Source organism: Pseudomonas sp. BN505 (genome assembly GCF_029873175.1).
Classification (GTDB): domain Bacteria; phylum Pseudomonadota; class Gammaproteobacteria; order Pseudomonadales; family Pseudomonadaceae; genus Aquipseudomonas; species Aquipseudomonas putida.
In genome coordinates, this window is sequence record NZ_SSOI01000026.1 from 151,101 (window position 1) to 170,626 (window position 19,526).

Genomic DNA, 19,526 nt, shown 5'->3' on the forward strand with positions numbered 1-19,526 from the left:
CTTGTCAAGTAAAGGCAGGTCCGAAGATTCAGCGTCTGTGGAGGTCCTGTGGGAGCGGGTTTACCCGCGAAGAGGACGGGCCTGATAACTCATCCTCTGGGGTCGAAGGCTTCGCGCAAGGCATCGCCGATAAACACCAGCAACGACAAGATCACCGCCAGCGCAAAAAACGCCGTAAAGCCCAGCCACGGCGCTTCCAGATGTTGCTTGCCCTGGGTCACCAGCTCACCCAGCGAGGCACTTCCGGCCGGCATGCCGAAACCGAGAAAATCGAGTGCAGTCAGGGTGGTGATTGCCCCGGTCAGCATGAACGGTACATAGGTCAGCGTGGCGTTCATGGCATTGGGCAAGATATGCCGCAGCATCACCTGGCTGTCCGGTAACCCCAGCGCGCGAGCGGCTTTCACGTACTCCAGGTTGCGCCCACGCAGGAACTCGGCGCGCACCACATCGACCAGGGCAAGCCAGGAGAACAGCGCCATGATTCCCAGCAGCCACCAGAAATCCGGCTCCACAAAACCGCTGAGGATGATCAGCAGGTACAGCACCGGCAACCCCGACCACACCTCCAGCAGGCGTTGGCCGAGCAGGTCGACCCAGCCGCCGTGGTAGCCCTGCAACGCGCCGGCCACCACGCCGATAAACACGCTGACCACGGTCAGTGCAAAGGCAAACAGCAGTGATACCCGGGTGCCATACAACACCCGAGCCAGCACGTCGCGGCCCTGGTCGTCGGTGCCTAGCCAGTTGCTCGCACTGGGCGGGCTGGGGGTGGGTACCAGCAGGTCGTAGTTGGGCGTATCGGCACTGAACGGGATGGGCGCGAACAGCATCCAGCCGCCCTGGCCTGTGATCAATTGCCGTACATAGGCACTGCGATAGTCGGGCTGGAATGGCAGTTGGCCGCCGAATTCCTGCTCGCTATAGCGCTTGAGCGCCGGCACATACAGGTCGCCTTTGTAGCCCAACAGCAGCGGCTTGTCGTTGGCCACCAGCTCTGCGCACAGGCACAACAGCAGCAGGCCGGCGAACAGCCACAGCGAGACCCAGCCCAGGCGGTTGCGGCGAAAGCGTTGCAGGCGGCGGCGCGAGACGGGCGAAAGCATCAGTGCGCCCTCGTGTCGAAGTCGATACGCGGGTCGAGCAGGGTGTACGACAGGTCACCGATCAGGCGGATCAACAGGCCCGCCAGGGTGAAGATGAACAGGGTGCCGAACACCATCGGGTAATCCCGCGACACGGCGGCCTCGTAACTCAGGCGGCCGAGGCCATCGAGCGAGAAGATCACCTCGATCAGCAACGACCCGGCGAAGAACACCGTGATCAGTGCCTGCGGTAACCCGGCCACCACCAGCAGCATGGCATTGCGCAGGACGTGGCCGTACAGCACCCGGCGCTCACTCAGGCCCTTGGCGCGGGCGGTGACTACGTACTGGCGGGAAATCTCGTCCAGGAAGGCGTTCTTGGTCAGCAACGTAAGGGTTGCGAAACCGCCGATCACCAAGGCCCCGACCGGCAGCACTAGGTGCCAGAAGTAGTCGGCCACCTTGCCCACCAGGCTGAGTTCGTCGAAGTTTTCCGAGACCAGGCCGCGTACCGGGAACCAGTTGAGCGAGGTGCCGCCGGCGAACAGCACGATCAGCAGCAAGGCGAACAGGAACGAGGGCAGGGCGTAGCCGATCACGATCAGCGCGCTGCTCCAGGCATCGAAACGGCTGCCGTGGCGCACCGCCTTGCGGATACCCAGCGGGATCGATACCAGGTAGGTGATCAGCGTGGCCCAGAAGCCCAGCGACAGGGTGACCGGTAACTTGTCGAGGATCAGGTCGGTGACTTTGGCACCACGGAAAAAGCTGCTGCCAAAGTCCAGGCGGGCATACTGGCCGAGCATCAACCACAGGCGTTCGGGGGCGGACTTGTCAAAGCCGTACTGGCGCTTGATCTCTTCGATCAGTTTCGGGTCCAGGCCGCGGGTGGCCCGCGACTCGCTGTGCACCACTTCCGCCCGGGCGCCGGGTGCGCCGCCACCCAGGCCTTGCAGCCGCGCAACGGCCTGTTCCACCGGGCCACCCGGGGCGGCCTGGACGATGGCGAAATTCACCAGCAGGATCGCCAGCAGCGTCGGGATGATCAACAACAGGCGGCGCAGGATGTAGGTGGTCATGGCGTGGCCTTCCGGCGTTCGGCCATTTGCGCGTTGGTCAGCGGGGTGGGGCTTACTTCCCACCAGGTGTCCAGGCCTTCGTCATAGGCGGCCTGGACCTTGGGCAGGCCGAAGCGGTTCCACCAGGCGGTGGAGCTGCCCGGCGGGTAATAGTTGGGGATCCAGTAATAGTTCCATTGCAGCACCCGGTCCAGGGCATGGGCGTGCTGCAGCATGTCGGCCTGGGTGTCGGCGCGCACCAGGCCGTCGATCAGGTGGTCCACGGCCGGGTCCTGCAACACCATCAGGTTGTTCGAGCCGGGGTCGTGGGCGGCTGCCGAGCCAAAATAGTTGTACAGCTCGGCACCGGGCGACAGGGTGACCGGGTAGCCGGTGACGATCATGTCGTAGTCGCGTGCCATCAGGCGGTTGACGTACTGGGCTGAATCGACATTGCGAATGTTCAAGGTGACGCCGATCTGTGCCAGGTTGCGTTTCCACGGCAGCAGCAGGCGCTCCAGGCCGGACTGGCCATTGAGGAAGGTGAATGCCAGCGGCGTGCCCTGGCTGTTCACCAGGCGGTCACCTTCGGGGTGCCAGCCGGCTTGTTCGAGCAGCGCCAGGGCCTGCAACTGCTGCTTGCGGATAATCCCCGAACCATCGGTGACCGGTGCGGTAAATACGGTGGTGAAGACTTCGTCCGGTACTTTGCCACGCAGCGGATCGAGCAGCTTGAGTTCGCCGGCATCCGGCAGCTTGCGGGCTGCCAGCGGGGTGTTGGAGAACACGCTCTGCTGGCGGATGTACAGGTTGCGCATCATCTGCCGGTTGCTCCACTCGTAGTCCCACAGCATGCCCAGCGCCTGGCGCACGCGGCGGTCCTTGAACTGCGGCTGGTCGAGGTTGAACACGAAACCCTGGGCAACCTGCGGTTTGGCCGGGCCCAGGTGGGCGCGTTGCAGGCGGCCGTCGTCCAGTTGCTCGCCGTTGTAGCCCAGGGTGTAGGCGGTGGCGGAGAACTCGCGGTTATAGTCGTAGCCACCGCCTTTGAGCACCTGCCGCGCCACTTCGGTGTCGCCGAAGTACTCGATGCGCAGCTGGTCGAAATTGTAGCGGCCACGGCTGGCCGGCAGGTTGCGCGCCCACCAGGTCGGGTTGCGCTCGAAGGTGATGCTGCGGCCGTTGTCGATGCGCCCGATGCGGTACGGCCCGCTGCCGACCAGCTTGTCGAAGCCGGCACCATTGGCGAAGTCGCGCTGCTGCCAGTCATGTTCGGGCAGCACCGGCAGGCTGGCGAGGTCCAGCGCCAGGGTGCGGCCGTGGTCGGGCTTGAAGTCGAAGCGCACGTGCTGCGGGCCTTCCACGGTGACGCCGGTCACGTCGGCGAACTGGGTGCGGTATTTAAGGCTGCCCTTGCTCATCAACAGCTCGAAGGTAAACCGTACGTCCTCGGCGCGAACGGGTTTGCCATCGGCGAAGGTGGCACGCGGATCTATCTCGAAACGCAGCCAGGCATCGTCCGGGCCACGCTCCATGTTTCGGGCGATCAGGCCATAGACGGTGTAGGGTTCATCGAACGAGCGGACCGCCAGTGGCGCGTATAGCAGGCCGTCGACCTCGCTGACACCGATGCCCTTGTCGATATACGGCAGGATATGGTCGAACTGGCCGATCTCGATGGCCGAGCGGCGCAGGATGCCGCCCTTGGGGGCGTCGGGGTTTACGTAGTCGAAATGCTGGAAGTCGGGGGTGTAGCGGGGGGCTTCGTCGTAGACGGTGAGGGCGTGGCTGGGAGCGGCCTGGACGGTAAAGCCCATGCACGAAAATACAAGCCCCCACAGTACTTGTGGGAGCGGGTTTACCCGCGAATGCGTCGGAGCAGGCAACGAGGTTGTCTGGTCTGGCCTCTTCGCGGGTAAACCCGCTCCCACAGGGGGTCTGATCACCGGGAGGGGTGAATCAGTCCTGACGGCTGGTCACTTCCAGCAGGTGGTAGCCGAACTGGGTCTTCACCGGGCCTTGCACAGTGTTGACCGGGGCGCTGAACACCACGGTGTCAAATTCCTTGACCATCTGGCCTGGGCCGAACGAGCCCAGGTCACCGCCCTGACGGCTGGATGGGCAGGTGGAGTTGGCTTTGGCGATTTCGGCGAAGTCGGCGCCTGCTTCGATCTGGGCTTTCAGTTCGTTGCACTTGTCTTCGCTGCTGACCAGGATGTGGCGGGCGGTTGCACGGGCCATGGGTACTGCTCCTTGGGGTAAAAAGGCAAGCCTAGCGCACTTGCTTGGGGTATGTCTCGCCAGGCTCGCAACCTTGGGCTTACAGTTTTTGTGCCGCCTCACGCAACAGGGTGTCAGTCGAGGCCCAGCCCAGGCAGCCATCGGTGATCGACACGCCGTATTTCAGTGCCCCCTTGCCCAGCGCTTGGCAGCCATCGAACAGGTGCCCCTCTATCATCACGCCAACGATCGAGCGGTCACCGGCCAGGCGTTGTTCCAGCACTTCGTTGAACACCGCTGGCTGGCGTGCCGGGTCCTTGCCGCTGTTGGCGTGGCTGCAATCGACCATGATCCGCGCCTGCAACCCCACCTTGGCCAGGGCCTGGCGGGCCATGGCGATGCTGTTGGCATCGTAGTTGGGGCCCTTGTGGCCACCACGCAGTACCAGGTGTGTATCGGGGTTGCCCAGGGTTTCGATGATTGCCGGGTGGCCCTGCGCATCCATGCCGAAGTGGCGGTGCGGGTGGGCAGCGCTGCGCATGGCGTCGCTGGCGATGGCGATGCCGCCGTCGGTGCCGTTCTTGAAACCGACCGGCAGCTCCAGGCCACTGACCATTTCGCGGTGAATCTGCGATTCAGTGGTGCGTGCGCCAATCGCGGCCCAGGCCAGCAGGTCGTCAAAGTAGCCGGCGGCCATCGGTTGCAGCAGCTCGGTGGCAACCGGCAGGCCACGCTCGATCATGCTCAGCATCAGCCCGCGGGACAAGGCGATACCCGAGTGCATGTCGTCGCTGCCATCAAGGTGCGGGTCGTAGGCCAGGCCTTTCCAGCCCACGGTAGTACGCGGTTTTTCGACGTAGGCGCGCATCACCAGCAGCAGCTTGTCATCCACTTCGCTGCTGAGGGCGGCCAGGCGGTCGGCGTATTCCAGGGCCGAGCGTGGGTCGTGGATCGAGCATGGGCCGACGATGACCAGCAGGCGCTCGTCGCGGCCTTCGAGGATGTTGCGGATGGCTTGGCGGTGGGCTTGGACTTGCTGGGCCAGTTCACTGGACAGCGGCATCTGCTGCTTGAGCAGGTGCGGGCTGGGCAGGCGCTTGCTGACAGTGGTGTTGGCTGCTTGCGGCTGGGTCAGGGGCAGGGCGAGGTTGGTAGCTTGCATGGCGTTTTTCCCTGGGCGGACGGCGGGTTCTGGCCCGCGTGGTCGGCCCTATCGAGGTGTTCGACAGATCGTTGAATTCGTATTGGCTGCTGCATTGCCACCTGTAGAAGACCGATCGGAGGCGGCAGGCTGGCCCGAGCGGGATTGGCTAAATCGCCAGGCATAGGTGTTTGCGTAGTAGTAAGTGGCGTAGTTCATGAATCTGTCCTCAATATGAATCGGTGTTGTTCAAAGGCCTGAAAAGCAAAACCCCCGGTCGGGGAGCCGACCGGGGGTTTGAGTATTCTCATGTTCGGCGGCCCCTCGAAGGTGGGCGCCGTGTGGGTATCGGCGCCTAGTGGCTAAACCAATACCCAAAGTAATAGCTGGCAGGTGCCACGCAGCCGGCAACGGCCAACACAGGGCGCAGGTTGCGACCGGTGTGGTTGGCGTGGTTGCGGGTGTGTTTTGGCATGTTGCTCTCCAGTGAATGAGCCCGAGCTTACTTCAGTTTTACCGGGCCATTCAATGGATAAATGCTATGGGGCCGATCATTTGTTTTTGTACTGATTGGTTCAATGGCCATAACGACCGACCAGGCTCTGCGCCCCCAATGCGTGGCCTTGTAGCAACTGCAGCAGGCCATTGCGGTCCAGGCCTTCGGGCAAGGTGCCCAACGGCAGGTCGGTGGCGATCAGGGTCAGTGCGTAATGGTGCGGGTTGTCGCCAGCGGGTGGGCAGGGCCCCCGGTAGCTGAGGGTGCCCCGCGAGTTGCGCCCCACAGTCACGTATTGCCCACTGAGCCCCGCCATGCCTTCCTTGAGCCCATCGTGTTCCGGGTCGATGTTGTAGGCAACCCAGTGCACCACGCCGATACCCTTGCCGCCGTCCGGATCGAACATGATCAACGCGAGCGACCGGGTACCTGCTGGCAGGTTTTCCCAGCTCAGTTGCGGGGTGCGCTCTTCACCGGCGCCGCAGGCCGGGTCTGGGCCGACCTGCTGCAGGGCAATCACGCCACCATCGGTAAACGACGAAGAACTGATCGACAGCGCACCTTGGTTACTGCTGTTGGCCAACGCCATGCAAGGCAGCAGGGCGGCGAGCAGCCACGGTTTGACGTTCATGACGAATCCTTGGCAGGGCTTTGGGGCGCAGTGTAGCCGAGGCGAGCCTTAGTGGCTGTCCTGGTCCTCGGCGGTGCCGCCGGTGTGCCCGGCCCCAGAGCCGGTCGCCTCGCCCGTGCTGTTGGAACCCCCACTGGCCCCGTCGGCGGCATCGCTGTTGCTGCCGGTGTCGCTGCTGTCGTTGTCCTGGCCACTGCCGGGGCTGTTGACGCTGCTGTCGTCACCGGCGGTCTTGCCGCCAGACTGGTCGGTTTGCGGACGGCTGTCGGTGTTGGTGTCAGTGGCGGCGAAGCTGGTGCCGGTGAGGCTGGTCAAGGCCAGCGCCAGGCACAGGGAAAGCGGGCGAATGCGGATCATGGGAATGCTCCTTTGCGGATGATCTGTCATTCGTTTGGCTGGCGACGGGTGGCGGGGTGCCTTCTAGGCGACGGGTGGTCATTTGCGGGGCTGCTTTGCAGCCCAATCGCGACGCAAGGCCGCTCCCACAAGGAAATGCGATTTCCTGTGAGAGCGGCCCTGGAATCAATGAGATTCCGAGCGCTGTGCTGGCGCCGGGTTTTCGACCGGTTCCAGCGGTGGATGCTCCTGCGCCGCATGCATCAGGTCTTCGGTCACCCGCAGCTCGGCACCGGTGGGCGAGAAGGTGGTCGAGGCGGTGAACGGCGCCGGGTGCTCTGCGGCCGGGCGCTTGCCACGGCGCCACATGAAGAAGCAAACCATGGCCAGATTGACCACGGCAAAGGCCCAGAACAACCCGGCCTCGCCAAACTCGGTCATCATCGGCGAAATCGCCACCGGCGCCATGGCCGAACCCAGCGAGTTGATCAGCAGCAAGCCTTGAATCATCGGTACCAGCGCATCGGAAGGCGCCCGGTCGGCCGCGTGGCTGACTGCCACCGGGTACAGCGTGAACACGCCACCACCCAGCAGGAACAGCATGGCCGGTAGCAGGAAAGAGTCCGACGGCAGGAATACCGTGATCAGCGAAAGCACCACGCACAGCGCGGCCAGGGCGATCAAGACGTCCTGACGGTCCTTGCGGTCGGACCAGCGGCCCACCGGGTATTGCAGCAGCATGGCGCCGAGGATCACCCAGGCCATCATGTTGCCGACCTCGCCCACCGCCAGGCCGATGCGCTGCAGGTACAACGGCAGCAGGGCATAGATACCGGCAATCGCCACGCCTGAACCAAAGCAGCCAACCAGGCCAGACGGCGCCACACCCAGCAATTGGCGGGGTTTGAGGGGTTCGACCTGGTCCAGCAGGGGCGATACCCGCGGCAGGATCACGATAGGCAGCACAGACAGGGCAGCCAGCACGCCAGCCAGCATGAAGGGTGCGGTGTCGCCAAGCTGGGTGATTTCGCCCAGGCCTGCCTGGGCAATCACCCCGGCGCCGTAGAAGGCAATCATGTACAGCGCCAGCAGGCGGCCGCGGATTTTCGCGTCGCCGGCCAGCAGCAGCCAGCTTTCGATCACCAGGAATACGCCCACTGCTGCCCAGCCGTTGATCAGGCGCAGCACCGACCACCAGGTGACATCGTAGAACAGCCCCTGCAGCAGAATGGTCGCGGCGATCAGTGAAGCAAAGCTTGTATAGGCGCGGATATGGCCGATGCGCAAGATCAGCCGGTCGTTGAAGATGGCACCCAGGGTCAGGCCGATGAAGTAGGTCGACGAGACGACACCGATGGTGGTGGCCGATTCACCGGCAGCGCCCAGGCGCAGGGTGGTCAGCGAAGACATGAAGCCGTTGCCCAGGGCAATGATGAACAGCCCGAGCAGGGGCGCCAGCGCCATGGCCAGCAAACGCGGAGACATACGAACCTCTAGTTGGATGAGCGGAATGAGCGCCTTCTCGGACGCGCACACCGGCTCGACCCGACAAGGGGGCGAGTGGCGACACGGATGCGACCTGGGCAAGACTCAACCGCTGGCACCTTTGGGAATGGGCCGGGCGGGGAGGGTTGAGCCTATTTCACATGTGCGTTCATGTGTTCAGGCACGGACTCTGTCATTGCTGCGGGTTGCCACCGTTCAAGGCGACGGGCGAAAAGGAAGCGGGATTCTACGGGCTTGGAAGCTTTTGCCCAAGGGGCACGGGTATGCGACGAGACGCCGCAGTCCAAGGGCGACATGAAAGTGTCTTGGGCAGACATCTTGGGGCCCCTGTGCGGCCCAATCGCCGGCAAGCCAGCTCCCACAGGTATTGCACATGCCTTGGAAATAACACGCTTCCTTTGGGAGCTGGCTTGCCGGCGATTGGGCTGCAAAGCAGCCCCGGCCCTCTCACGGACTGCTGCATAATGCTGAACCCACACCAAGGAAGGCCCATCATGTTCGCGTCGCTGTTCGCAGTCCTGGCCCCGGTTTTCATCGTCGCCGGCGTCGGCTATGCCTGGGCCCGCAAAGGCCTGGACTACCCAACCGACTTCATCGCCCGGGTTGTGATGACGGTCGGAACCCCGTCGTTGGTGCTGTCCACACTCAGCCGCACTGAGCTGAACCCGGATGCCTTCACCAGCATGGCTGTGGCTTGCCTGCTGTGCACCTTGGGCATGGCCCTGGCCGCGTTGCTGGTGTGTCGCGCTTCTGGCATGCATTGGCGAGTACTGCTGCCGGCGTTCATGTTCCCCAACACCGGCAACATGGGCCTGCCGATCAGCCTGTACGCCTTCGGTGAGCACGGCCTGGCCCTGGCCGTGGCGTTTTTCCTGACCCTGTCGATCGTGCAGTTCACTATCGGCATGGCCATTTCCGGCACGGCGGCTTCGCTCAAGGCGCTGTTGCGCAACCCGATCGTCATCAGCCTGGCGGGCGCCATGCCCATCATCTTTCTCGATTTCGAACTGCCGCGCTGGCTGGCCAACACCGCAGACCTGCTGGGCGGCATGACCATCCCTCTGATGCTGCTGACCTTGGGGGTATCGCTGGCCAGCATTCGCCTGCGCCACGTGGGCAGTGGCCTGTTGCTGGGCGGCTTGCGCATTGGCCTGGGGGCTGCGATGGGCTGGGCAGTGGGGGCGGCGCTAGGCATGGACACCCTTGAGCGCGCGGTCCTGGTGGTGCAGTCGGCGATGCCGGTGGCGGTGTTCAACTACCTGATGGCGGTACGGGCCAACCGTGAACCAGAGCAGGTGGCGAACCTGGTGATGTGTTCCACGGTACTGTCGTTTGCCTGGTTGCCGGTGGTGCTGGCCTGGTGGATGTAGGCCGGCAGCAAGCACATCAATCCTGAGTACGGGTATCGATACTGACCACCACTGACATCCCCGGCCGCAGGTGTCTGGCATCTGGCTGGTCGGCATCCACGGTAATGCGCACCGGAATCCGCTGGGCAATCTTGACGAAGTTGCCGGTGGCATTGTCCGCTTGCAACAAGGCGAACTCCGAGCCGGTTGCTGGCGAGATCTGCTGTACATGCCCCTGAAGCTTCAGGTGGTTGAGCGCATCCACGGTGAAGCTCACCGGTTGGCCGATGCGGACATTGGCCATCTGGGTTTCCTTCATGTTGGCGATCACCCACAAGGTGTCGGGCACCAGCGCCATCAATTGCGCGCCGGAATTCACATAAGCCCCCAGGCGTGTACCGATCTGGCCGAGCTGGCCGTCGCGCGGGGCGGTGACCCGGGTGTTGTCGAGGTCGATGCGCGCCAGCTCCACGGCCGCCTTGGCATTCTCCACCGAGGCCTGCAGCGCGGCCCGGTTGACCACCACCGTTTCCCGGTCCTGGCGGGCGATTTCCAGCGCCGCTCTGGCTTGGGCCAGGCTGGCGACGGCAGCGGCTTCACTGGCCCGGGCCAGGTCCAGGTCACGGCGTGACACAGAGCCGTCATTGACCAGCGCCTGGTTGCGGCCAAGGTCGGCTTTGGCCTTGGCTGCCTGGGCCATGGCATCGCCAATGGCTGCCTGACGCTGGGCAATGGTGGCTTCAGCGCTTTTACGCTGCTGCAGGTTGTTGGCCAGGGCCGCCTGCTGTTGCTGCAACTGGGCGATGGACTGGGCCAGGCGCTGCTTGTAGATGCGATCGTCCAGTTGCACCAGCAGGTCGCCTGCCCTGACGAACTGGAAGTCGTGCACCGGCACGTCGACGATGTAGCCACTGAGTTGCGGGCCGATGATGGTCACCTGGCCGCGTATCAAGGCATTTTCGGTACTTTCGATAGCGCTGCCGAATGGAGGCAGGCGCCAGGCATAGAGCACCAGCAGGATGCCGGCCAGGGCCACGCAGGCGAAGCTGATCGTTGACAGGATGCGCACCCGCCGCGAGCGCCCCGGGCTGGTCGGCTCGCTGGGGGGTGTGGTGCCTTCCGGGGTTTCGGCGATGGCGGTGGTGGTCGTGGTGCGGGTGTCGTCGGTCATCGGGTGGGCGCGCCGGGGGTGGAGTCGGTGGAGGTGGTCTGGCGTCTTGCGTACCAGAGCCAGGTGCTACGGATGCATATCCAGATCATGGTCAGGATAGCGATGCTGCCAATCAGCACGAATACATCGTTGTAGGCCATGACATTCGCTTCACGGCTGGCGGCATTGGCCAGCACACGCATGCCGGCCTCGTTGCGCAGGGCCGGGTCGGCAAAGATGCCACCGTAGCCGGCGCCGCCGCTTTGTACGCGGGCGGTAACCAACGGTTCGAGGAAGCTGAGGCGGTCCATCAGGTGGCTGGAGTGGAATTTCTCGCGCCAGGTCTGGAAGGTGCCCAGCAGTGCCGCGCCAATCAGGCCGCCAAGGTTGTTGCAGATACCGAACAACACCGAAAAACTCACCAGGTTGCGCGGGTTGGCGCGTACATGGCTGATGCCCAGGGCCATCGACGGGCCTAGAAAAAAGGTACTCCCGAACGCCAGCAGGAACTGGCTGAAGTACACCTGTGCCGGGCGTGTGAGGTTGCTTGAGCTGCTGTCCATGAACGCACCTGTGGCCATGGCCAGTAGCGAGACCAGCAGCGGGATCACCAGGTGGTTGGGGTTTATGGTCAGGGCACTGCTGGCCAGGCCCGCCACGGCACCCAGCAGCATGATCCAGTACAGCGTGCGCATCTGCTCGCTGCCCATGTTCAGCACTTGCAGGAAACCGACCGCACCGGTGGACTGTTCGGAGGTGACCATGCGGATCAGCACCACACACAGTGCCAGGCGAATGATCGCACCGCTGCCCAGCCAGTGGGTCATCAGCAACGGGTTGCGCCGGTTGTGCTCGATGGCCAGGCCAGCGAAGATCGGGGCGATCGATGCCGCCAGTGCCACGCCGATCCACGGCGCCTCCAGCCACCATTCGATGCGCCCCAGCGACAGCGCGGCGCAGAGCAGGGCGGTGCCGCTGGCCATCAAGGTGAAGGTCAGGAAATCCAAGGGCTCGAACGTCTTGAAGCGGTCACCTGGCGGCAGCTTGAGCATCAGAACGCACCCCAGCGCTGCCAGTGCCAGCCCCAGTTCGAACAGGTACAGGCCACGCCATTCGGCGATCTGCAGCAGGTCTTCGGAAAAGATCCGCGCCAGCGGCAGCGCCAGTTGCGAGGCGCCCAGGCCCAGCACCATCGCCTTCAGCCGCCATTGCGCGGGAAACGCCTGGATCATGTAGTACAGCCCCAGCGAGCTGAGCGCTGCCCCGACCATGCCGTGGGCCGCACGCACGGCGATGGCCGAATTGAGGTCGTTGACCAGCAGGTGGGCGAAGGTGACCAAGGCATACAGCACCAGGAACACTTCGGTGAACGCGCGCAGGCCGAACTGCTGGCGAAACTTCACCAGCAGCAGGTTGATGGACACGTTGGTCATGACGTAGGCGGCCGGTAGCCAGGCCATTTCTGCGGACGTCGCGCCCAAGGCACCCTGCAGGAACACCAGGTTGGCGGTGACCAGCGCGTTGCCCAGGCCACCGGTGATGGCTACCAGCAGGCCGACCACCCCGTAGGCCAGGCGTTTGGCTGGCGAATGCAGGGGCGTGGAGGGCGAGCCCGGCAGGCTGGGTTTTTCGTGGGGGAGCCACTGGCGGGGGGCGTATTTGTCCATGGGGCAGACTGTACTTGAGCGGCAACTGCAAGGAAAACAGTTACCGCCTGCTCCGGCCTCTTCGCGGGTATGACACTGGCCTTGAGGCTGGCGCTGTACCTGTGGGAGCGGGTTCACCCGCGAAGAAGCCGGAGCAGGCTAAAACAGGCCCCAGCCTCCAGGCTCAGAAATCCACGCTGGCCGATAAGCGCAAAACCCGCGGTGTACCTTGGGTCAGATAGTTGTTCGAGGTCGACGCCGATGCCCAGTACGCCTTGTTCGCCACGTTCTCCACATTGGCCCGCAACGTCACCTGCTTGTCATCGACCTTGAAACGGTAGCGCCCGCCCAGGTCCACCCGGGTCCAGGCCGGGATGCTCAGGCTGTTGGCCGCATTCACATACTGGCCGCCGGTACGCAATACCCGGGCGCTGAGTGCGGCCCCCTGAATGCCTGGCACGTCCCAGTCGGCCCCCAGGTTGTACTGGAAGCGCGGTACACCGGCAGCACGGTTGCCGTCGTTGCTGCCATAGGCGGTGTTCTTCTGCTCGGTGTGCATGAACACGGCACCGGTCAACAGGCGCAGGCCGTCCACCGGTTCACCGAACAGGTTCAGCTCCACACCTTTGTTGACCTGCTCGCCGTCCATGCTGAAGGTGTCCAGCGTTGCGCCGGGTGCGCGGTAGGTGACGCTGTTTGGTTGTTCGATGCGGTACACACCCAGGGTGGCGCCGAAACTGTTCCAGTCCAGCTTCACCCCGGCCTCTACCTGCTTGCTGCGCTTGGGCGGGAATACTTCGTTGGCATTGCTGACACTCGACGGTGCCGTCGGGCCCTGGGCCAGGCCCTCGATGCGGTTGGCATAGAACGACACATGCTCCCAGGGCTTGATCACCAGGCCATACACCGGGGTGGTGATGGACTCGTCATACGGCGTGTTGCGCGCACCGGTGGCGGTCGCCCAGCTGTCCACGCTGATCGACTGGCGGCGCACGCCCACGGTCAGCAGCACGCGGTCATCGAAAAAGCCCAGGGTGTCGGACAGCGCCACGCTTTTGTTGCGGTTCTTGCCGACGATGCGCGGGTCGTGCAGGTCGCTGCCGAAATAGGTATCGGTCGGGCGTGGCACCTTCACCGGGTTGTACAGGTTGCTGTCGTAGCGCTTGGCCGCAGCCAGTGCTTCATAGGCCGAGCGCTGTTCACCCCACATGCCCGACAGGCCGAAATTGAAGCGGTGGCTGACCGGGCCGGTGGCGAAGCGGCCATTCAGCCCGGCAACGGCGCTCTTGTTGTCTTCGTCGTGGGGCGAGTACAGGAAACCACCACGCGCGGTGCCGTTGGCGTCGCTGACGTACAGCGAGGAATACTCGCCATTTTCGCGGGTGTGCTTGGCGCCGGCGCCGGCGTACAACATCCAGTTGTCGTTCAGGTCATACTCGGCGTTGACCATGCCGTAGGTGTCTTCGAGCTGCGACCAGGTCCAGTCTTGCGAGTAGTTGTCACGTGCCGACGGGGCGTGGGGCACTTTGCTGCCGTTGGGGTAGATCACCGCCCGGCCCTGGTTGATGCGCTCTTTCTGGTAACCCAGGTCGGTTGACAGGCGTAGCCGTTCGCCACGGTAGTCAAGGGCCACGGCAACCAGGGTGGAATGCTGGGCTTCGTCGTCGACGCCGGTGCCGCCGTCATGCTGGGCCAGGTTGATGCGAGCGCCGAAACGGTTGTCTTCACCAAAACGCTTGCCCAGGTCCAGGTGGCCGCCAACGTTGTCGCCAGTGGCGTAGTCGAGGGTGATATGCCGAGTGGGGGTATCTTCGGCGCGCTTGGGCACCAGGTTGATGGCACCACCAATGCCACTGCCCTGGGGCGCGACCCCATTGAGGAAGGCGCTCGACCCCTTGAATACCTCCACCCGTTCCAGGGCCTCGGTGGTCACTATCTGGCGCGGCAGCCCCCGTACAGGCCGTTGTAGCTGATGTCGTCGGTATTCAGCGGCAGGCCGCGGATGGTGAACACCTGCGAAAAGTTGCCGAAGCCCGCCGATTGGCGCACCGACGCGTCATTGAGCAACACGTCACCCAAAGTGCGGGCCTGCTGGTCGGCGATGGTCTTGGCGGTATAGCTGGTAACGCTGAACGGCACGTCGCTGATTGCCTGGTCGCCGAGCACGCCCAGGCGGGCGCTACGGGCTACCTGGCCACCTTGCCAGGTGTCGTTGCTGGCGGCCAGGTCGCTGTTGATGGTGGTTGCGCCCAGCTCCAAAGCATTGCCCAGGTCCACCGTCGGCGCCAGGGTGTAGCCGCCACTGTCGGTGGTTATCAGGCTGTAGCCGCTGCCGGCCAGCAGGCGGGCGAAGCCTTCCGGCACGCTGTAGTTGCCCTCCAGCCCCTGGCTTTGTGCGCCCTTGAGCAGCGCCGGGTCGAACGACAGCGGTACCCCGGCGCTGGCGGCAAAGCGCGCCAGCACGTCGGCCAGTGGCCCGGCAGCCAGGTGGTAACTGCGCGAGGTGGCATCGGCGGCCATCGCTGTGGGCGCCAGGGCGGCCATGGCGATGGCGAGGCTCAGGGCCTTCAAAGGCAAGCGGTACGTCTGGCGGGGCGTCATGCGAGGGTCCTGTAGGTGCAGAAAATGAAGGTTCTGCACTCATCACCGGACGACGCAGGAAAAGGTATCAACGAAATATTCACGGCCCCTGTAGGAGCACCTTGCGTCGCGATGGAGCGCGTGGCGGTCCCAGGTTCTCTGCCTTCTTGCAAGACTGCCGGGGCCGCTTTGCGGCCCATCGCGGCGCAAGGCCGCTCCTACAGGGCCCGCGTCAGGCGAGAGGTTCTACGGTTACCCAGTAACGGGTCAGGCCCTGGATTGTCACTGGCAGGGTGTCGCTCAGCAGCCGCAGGCTGGCATCGGTATCGGCCAGCGGGAAGGCGCCGGACACCTTCAACTCGCGTACTGCAGGGTGGCAGCGCAGCACGCCGGGGCGATAGCGGGCCAACGCTTGCAGCAGATCGGCCAGGCGCATGTCACGGGCAAGCAGCATGCCGTGCTCCCAGGCCAGGTCACCGGTTTCCAGCGCAGCGGCGGGCAGTACCCGGTCGGCATCGAAAGCGCTGCGCTCGCCAGCCCGGAGCAGCAGGCCGCTGGTGGCGTGCTCCGGGCGGGCCTCGACCGCGCCTTCGAGCACGGCTACCCGGGTCAACGGGCCATCGAGGTGCACGCTGAAACGGGTGCCCAGTGCAATGGCCCGGCCATGCAGGGTACGCACCATCAGTGGCCGCGCCGGAGTGGCAGGGTCCTTGGCGCTGGTAAGCAGGATTTCGCCCGCCAGCAGGTCGATGCGGCGCTGTCGGGCATCGAAGGTGATATCGATGGCTGTGTCGGTGTTCAGCAGCACCTGGCTGCCATCGGCAAGCGTCAACGCGCGTTGCTCGCCGACTGCAGTGCGGGCATCGGCGGCCCATTGCTGCCAGGGTGCTTCACGCCAGGCCAACCACGCCGCCGGTGCTGCCAGCAGCCACAGCCCCAGGCGATGCAGGGCCTGGCGGCGGCTCACTGCGCCGTTGCGGCTCAGGCGGCGCAGGGTTTCACCGGTAACGGGGGTGGGCAGGCGACGCAAATCACCGAGAATCGCCTCTGCACGTTGCCAGGCCTGGGCGTGCTGGGCGCTGCGTTGGCACCAGGCCTGCACGGCGTGATGATCGTCATCGGTGGCGGTGCCCGATTGCAGGTGCACCAGCCAGTCAGCGGCTTCGCCAAGGATCAGCGGGTCGATACGCGCGGTCATCCGTCAATGCTCAGGCAGGCAAGGAAGGCCGTGCGCATGTCACGCTTGATGGTAATCAGAGACAGCTGCAACTGCTCGGCGATTTGCGCATAGGTCAGCCCGTCCAGCTGCGACAGCAGGAACACTTGCCGGACCCGAGCCGGCATGTCGCGCAGCATGGCATCGACGCGGCACAGGGTTTCCAGGATCAGCCAGCGTGTTTCCGGCGAGGGCACCTCGGGTTGCGGCAAGTGGGCAATGGCTTCCAGATAGGCGCGCTCGACATCCTGCCGGCGCCAGCGGTCGACCACCAGGCCCTTGGCGATGTGGGTAAGCAAGGCCCGGGGTTCACTGCCGAAATAGCTATTGCCCTGGCGGCTGAGCAGGCGCACGAACGTGTCGTGAGCCAGGTCGGCTGCATCGCAGGCATTGCCCAGCTTGCGCCCCAGCCAGCCCTGCAGCCAGCCATGGTGCTCGGTGTACAGCGTCTGGACCTGCAGGTTGAGGGTAGGGTCGGCGGGCGGCATGGCGTGCGCAAGGTTCCGGCAAAAGGGGTGCAATTAAGAATTGATCGCATTCTAAGCGCCGTTTGTGGAACCTGGCAATGCGCAGGCGCTACAAGGCCTTGGCCAAAAACGCCGCTGTGCGGCTGTCGGCGCACCCGGCCACCTCCTGCGGGGTGCCACTGGCCACTACCTTGCCCCCGGCATCTCCGGCCCCAGGCCCGATATCGATCACCCAGTCGCTTTGCGCCACCACGCGCATGTCATGCTCGACCACCACCACGCTGTGCCCGCTGTCGACCAGGCGGTTCAACTGCACCAGCAGCCGGTCGATGTCTTGCGGGTGCAAGCCGTTGGTGGGCTCATCCAGCACATACAGGGTTGCACCGCGGGCCTGGCGTTGCAGTTCGGTAGCCAGCTTGATGCGCTGCGCTTCGCCACCGGACAGTTCGGTGGCCGGTTGGCCCAGGCGCAGGTAGCCCAGGCCGATATCCTGCAGCACTTGCAGGCAACGGCGCGCCGGTGGCTGTTCGGCAAATACCTGCAGGGCCTGGTCGACCGTCAGTTGCAGCACTTGGGCGATGTTCATGCCTTGCCAGCTGACAGCCAGGGTTTCGGGGTTGTAGCGGGCGCCATGGCAGGTCGGGCAGGGCGCGTAGACGCTGGGCATGAACAGCAACTCGACGCTGACAAACCCTTCACCTTCACAGTTGGCGCAACGGCCCTTGGCGACGTTGAAGGAAAAGCGCCCGGCGTCAAAGCCCTGGGCCTTGGCCTGATCGGTGGCGGCGAACAGCTTGCGCACATGGTCGAACAGGCCGGTGTAGGTGGCCAGGTTGGAGCGAGGTGTGCGGCCGATCGGCTTCTGGTCGACCTGCACCAGGCGCTTGATGCTGCCAAAGCCCGCACTCACGTGGCCGCTGCTGGCCTGTTCAGGTTCGTCTTCCAGGTTTTGTTCTTCCGGCTCGCTACGTTGCTCGGCATGGCCCAGGTGCGCGCCCACCAGGTCAAGCAGGGCCTGGCTGACCAGGCTGGACTTGCCCGAGCCGGAAATGCCGGTAACGGCGGTAAAGCAGCCAAGCGGGAAGGCGGCGCTGACGTTGTGCAGGTTGTTGCGGGTGATGCCCTCAAGCTTCAGCCAGTCGCGGGCCTGCCGGGGCTCACGCGTGGACCGGGCCGGGGCACTGAACAGGTAGGCGCGAGTGCGCGACGGCTCGACCTCGGCCAGGCCTGCGGGCGGGCCGCTGTAGAGGATGGTGCCGCCATGCTCGCCGGCATCTGGCCCTACATCCACCAGCCAGTCGGCGCGGCGCATGGTGTCCAGGTCGTGCTCCACCACATACACCGAGTTGCCAGCCTGCTTCAGGCGTTGCAGGGCTTCGAACAGCGCTTCGCTGTCGGCAGGGTGCAGGCCGGCCGACGGCTCGTCGAGCACGTAGATCACGCCGAACAGCTGCGAATTCAGCTGGGTGGCCAGGCGCAGGCGTTGCAGCTCACCGAAGGACAAGGTCGGGGTGCTGCGCTCAAGTGCCAGGTAACCGAGGCCAAGGGCAAGCAGGGTATCGATGCGTTCGAGCAACTCGTTGGCGATGCGTTGGGCAGCCAGGCGCTTTTCTACCGTCAGCGGGTCCTGTTTTTGGGTCAGGTAGTCCGCTGCCGCCACCTTGCGCAATACCTCGGCCAGCGCCTGCAACGACAGGTGCGACAGCTCGGCGATGTCCAGGCCGGCGAACGTCACGCCCAGTGCCTCGCGCTTCAGGCGCTTGCCCTGGCACAGCGGGCAGGGGCTGGGGCGCATGTACTGGGCCACGCGCTTGCGCATCTGCGCGCTTTGCGAGTGCATGAAGGTATGCAGCACGTATCGCCGGGCGCCCATGAACGTACCCTGGTAGCTGGGCTCCTGTTTGCGCTTTAGCGCTTCGCGGGTCTGTGCCGGGGTCAGGCCGGCATACACAGGTGCGGTGGGCGTGTCCTCGGTGAACAGGATCCAGTCGCGCTGCGCCTGGGGCAGGTCGCGCCAGGGAATGTCGACGTCATAACCCAGCGTTACCAGGATGTCGCGCTGGTTCTGTCCCTGCCAGGCCATTGGCCACGCCGCCACCGCGCGCTCGCGGATGGTCAGCGACGGGTCGGGGACCATGGTCGCTTCGGTCACCTCGTAGACCCGGCCCAGGCCGTGGCACTCCGGGCAGGCGCCCTGGGGCGTGTTCGGTGAAAAGTCTTCGGCATACAGCATCGCCTGCCCGGCCGGGTAGTGGCCCGCGCGCGAGTAGAGCATGCGGATCGAGCTGGACAGGGTGGTCACGCTACCCACCGAGGAACGTGCGCTGGGCGTGCCGCGTTGCTGCTGCAGCGCCACCGCCGGCGGCAAGCCGTCGATGGCATCCACGTCTGGCACGCCAACCTGGTCGATCAGGCGCCGGGCGTAGGGGGCCACCGATTCGAAATAGCGACGCTGGGCTTCGGCATACAGCGTGGAAAAAGCCAGTGACGACTTGCCCGAGCCGGACACGCCGGTGAATACCACCAAGGCATCGCGGGGCACATCCACATCGATGTTCTTCAGGTTGTGCTCGCGGGCGCCACGGACTCGGACAAAACCCGTTGGCGAGGTAGGGCGCTGACGCATGCGGCGATCCTTGAACGTT

Annotated in this window: 14 protein-coding genes and 1 pseudogene; 1 reads left to right on the forward strand and 14 read right to left on the reverse strand. The window is 64.6% G+C overall.

Annotation, left to right across the window (positions count from 1 at the left end; translation table 11 throughout):
* Positions 1–89: 89 nt before the first annotated feature.
* The 8 genes from E8E78_RS05805 to E8E78_RS05840 all read right to left on the reverse strand — a co-directional run bounded on the left by E8E78_RS05805 (position 90) and on the right by E8E78_RS05840 (position 8,452).
* Positions 90–1,106: an ABC transporter permease gene (locus tag E8E78_RS05805; RefSeq protein WP_061204091.1), complete on the reverse strand. Its 1,017-nt coding sequence runs from the start codon at positions 1,104–1,106 to the stop codon at positions 90–92.
* The gene (locus E8E78_RS05810) at positions 1,106–2,164 is read right to left on the reverse strand and encodes a microcin C ABC transporter permease YejB (RefSeq protein ID WP_280313380.1); all 1,059 of its coding nucleotides are present in this window, start codon (positions 2,162–2,164) and stop codon (positions 1,106–1,108) included. Before E8E78_RS05810 ends, E8E78_RS05805 begins: the two co-directional genes overlap by 1 nt.
* The gene (locus tag E8E78_RS05815) at positions 2,161–3,960 is read right to left on the reverse strand and encodes an extracellular solute-binding protein (RefSeq protein WP_049276719.1); all 1,800 of its coding nucleotides are present in this window, start codon (positions 3,958–3,960) and stop codon (positions 2,161–2,163) included. Before E8E78_RS05815 ends, E8E78_RS05810 begins: the two co-directional genes overlap by 4 nt.
* A gap of 142 nt (positions 3,961–4,102) precedes the next feature.
* A complete protein-coding gene (locus tag E8E78_RS05820; RefSeq protein ID WP_003248318.1) occupies positions 4,103–4,384 on the reverse strand; it encodes a peptidylprolyl isomerase in 282 nt (93 codons plus the stop codon).
* 79 nt (positions 4,385–4,463) lie between these two features.
* A complete protein-coding gene (locus tag E8E78_RS05825) occupies positions 4,464–5,525 on the reverse strand; it encodes a 3-deoxy-7-phosphoheptulonate synthase (RefSeq protein ID WP_016499506.1) in 1,062 nt (353 codons plus the stop codon).
* Positions 5,526–6,079: 554 nt separating this feature from the next.
* Entirely contained in the window at positions 6,080–6,631 is a 552-nt protein-coding gene (locus E8E78_RS05830) for a YbhB/YbcL family Raf kinase inhibitor-like protein (RefSeq protein ID WP_049276718.1), read from the reverse strand.
* A 48-nt stretch (positions 6,632–6,679) separates the two neighbouring features.
* Positions 6,680–6,988 (reverse strand): hypothetical protein, encoded by a 309-nt coding sequence (locus E8E78_RS05835; RefSeq protein ID WP_016499508.1) that lies wholly within the window; start codon positions 6,986–6,988, stop codon positions 6,680–6,682.
* A gap of 165 nt (positions 6,989–7,153) precedes the next feature.
* On the reverse strand, positions 7,154–8,452 hold the full coding sequence (locus E8E78_RS05840; RefSeq protein WP_049276717.1) for an MFS transporter: 1,299 nt from the start codon (positions 8,450–8,452) through the stop codon (positions 7,154–7,156).
* 515 nt (positions 8,453–8,967) lie between these two features.
* On the opposite strand from E8E78_RS05840, the gene E8E78_RS05845 reads away from it, so the two are divergent.
* Positions 8,968–9,843 carry an AEC family transporter gene (locus E8E78_RS05845; RefSeq protein ID WP_049276716.1) on the forward strand — a complete coding sequence of 292 codons (876 nt, stop codon included), beginning with the start codon at positions 8,968–8,970 and terminating at the stop codon, positions 9,841–9,843.
* 16 nt (positions 9,844–9,859) lie between these two features.
* On the opposite strand, the gene E8E78_RS05850 is transcribed toward E8E78_RS05845, so the two are convergent.
* From E8E78_RS05850 to E8E78_RS05875, 6 genes and pseudogenes are all read right to left on the reverse strand, one after another.
* Complete coding sequence (locus E8E78_RS05850; RefSeq protein ID WP_016499511.1) at positions 9,860–10,993, reverse strand: HlyD family secretion protein; 1,134 nt, start codon at positions 10,991–10,993, stop codon at positions 9,860–9,862.
* Positions 10,990–12,639 (reverse strand): MFS transporter, encoded by a 1,650-nt coding sequence (locus E8E78_RS05855; protein ID WP_280313386.1) that lies wholly within the window; start codon positions 12,637–12,639, stop codon positions 10,990–10,992. Before E8E78_RS05855 ends, E8E78_RS05850 begins: the two co-directional genes overlap by 4 nt.
* Before the next feature lie 163 nt (positions 12,640–12,802).
* Positions 12,803–15,219, reverse strand: a pseudogene (locus E8E78_RS05860) (TonB-dependent receptor).
* Between the two features lie 211 nt (positions 15,220–15,430).
* Positions 15,431–16,396 (reverse strand): FecR domain-containing protein, encoded by a 966-nt coding sequence (locus E8E78_RS05865; protein WP_241801181.1) that lies wholly within the window; start codon positions 16,394–16,396, stop codon positions 15,431–15,433.
* Entirely contained in the window at positions 16,393–16,902 is a 510-nt protein-coding gene (locus E8E78_RS05870; RefSeq protein ID WP_049276534.1) for a sigma-70 family RNA polymerase sigma factor, read from the reverse strand. The genes E8E78_RS05865 and E8E78_RS05870 overlap by 4 nt, the downstream gene beginning before the upstream one ends.
* An 88-nt stretch (positions 16,903–16,990) precedes the next feature.
* Positions 16,991–19,507 carry an excinuclease ABC subunit UvrA gene (locus E8E78_RS05875; protein ID WP_280313391.1) on the reverse strand — a complete coding sequence of 839 codons (2,517 nt, stop codon included), beginning with the start codon at positions 19,505–19,507 and terminating at the stop codon, positions 16,991–16,993.
* Positions 19,508–19,526 lie beyond the last annotated feature (19 nt).

What these genes read in the sequence shown, in the direction of transcription:
- E8E78_RS05830 (WP_049276718.1), bottom strand. Translation starts at nt 6,631, where the DNA reads ATGAACGTCAAACCGTGGCTGCTCGCCGCCCTGCTGCCTTGCATGGCG.
- E8E78_RS05850 (WP_016499511.1), bottom strand. Translation starts at nt 10,993, where the DNA reads ATGACCGACGACACCCGCACCACGACCACCACCGCCATCGCCGAAACC.
- E8E78_RS05815 (WP_049276719.1), bottom strand. Translation starts at nt 3,960, where the DNA reads ATGGGCTTTACCGTCCAGGCCGCTCCCAGCCACGCCCTCACCGTCTAC.
- E8E78_RS05875 (WP_280313391.1), bottom strand. Translation starts at nt 19,507, where the DNA reads ATGCGTCAGCGCCCTACCTCGCCAACGGGTTTTGTCCGAGTCCGTGGC.
- E8E78_RS05825 (WP_016499506.1), bottom strand. Translation starts at nt 5,525, where the DNA reads ATGCAAGCTACCAACCTCGCCCTGCCCCTGACCCAGCCGCAAGCAGCC.
- E8E78_RS05810 (WP_280313380.1), bottom strand. Translation starts at nt 2,164, where the DNA reads ATGACCACCTACATCCTGCGCCGCCTGTTGTTGATCATCCCGACGCTG.
- E8E78_RS05805 (WP_061204091.1), bottom strand. Translation starts at nt 1,106, where the DNA reads ATGCTTTCGCCCGTCTCGCGCCGCCGCCTGCAACGCTTTCGCCGCAAC.
- E8E78_RS05820 (WP_003248318.1), bottom strand. Translation starts at nt 4,384, where the DNA reads ATGGCCCGTGCAACCGCCCGCCACATCCTGGTCAGCAGCGAAGACAAG.
- E8E78_RS05855 (WP_280313386.1), bottom strand. Translation starts at nt 12,639, where the DNA reads ATGGACAAATACGCCCCCCGCCAGTGGCTCCCCCACGAAAAACCCAGC.
- E8E78_RS05870 (WP_049276534.1), bottom strand. Translation starts at nt 16,902, where the DNA reads ATGCCGCCCGCCGACCCTACCCTCAACCTGCAGGTCCAGACGCTGTAC.
- E8E78_RS05865 (WP_241801181.1), bottom strand. Translation starts at nt 16,396, where the DNA reads ATGACCGCGCGTATCGACCCGCTGATCCTTGGCGAAGCCGCTGACTGG.
- E8E78_RS05845 (WP_049276716.1), top strand. Translation starts at nt 8,968, where the DNA reads ATGTTCGCGTCGCTGTTCGCAGTCCTGGCCCCGGTTTTCATCGTCGCC.
- E8E78_RS05835 (WP_016499508.1), bottom strand. Translation starts at nt 6,988, where the DNA reads ATGATCCGCATTCGCCCGCTTTCCCTGTGCCTGGCGCTGGCCTTGACC.
- E8E78_RS05840 (WP_049276717.1), bottom strand. Translation starts at nt 8,452, where the DNA reads ATGTCTCCGCGTTTGCTGGCCATGGCGCTGGCGCCCCTGCTCGGGCTG.